The organism is Flavonifractor plautii ATCC 29863, assembly GCF_000239295.1.
Taxonomy (GTDB): Bacteria; Bacillota; Clostridia; order Oscillospirales; family Oscillospiraceae; genus Flavonifractor; species Flavonifractor plautii.
Genome location: NZ_JH417834.1, coordinates 1 through 291, shown reverse-complemented (window position 1 = coordinate 291; position 291 = coordinate 1).

Genomic DNA, 291 nt, shown 5'->3' with positions numbered 1-291 from the left:
CCCGCCCGCGGGCGGCCATAAAGGCCGCCCCTACGGATGCCGGGTGTTGTGGGCGGGCGAGCCGGGGCAAAAACAGCCCCCGGGGGGACGCGGATGTCCTCCCGGGGGCTGCGATACCTTATAATACAAAGAGGGAAACGGCCGGTTCTGGTCGGTTTGGCAGGGAACGGGCGTTGTTTTACAGCTTTGTTACAAATGCGCCGGAGGTGTTGACCTTTTGCGAAAGATGCTTTATCATGCGTACAGAGGCAAGGGGAGTCATACGCCCCTCTGGCTCAAAATTCAGAAGGA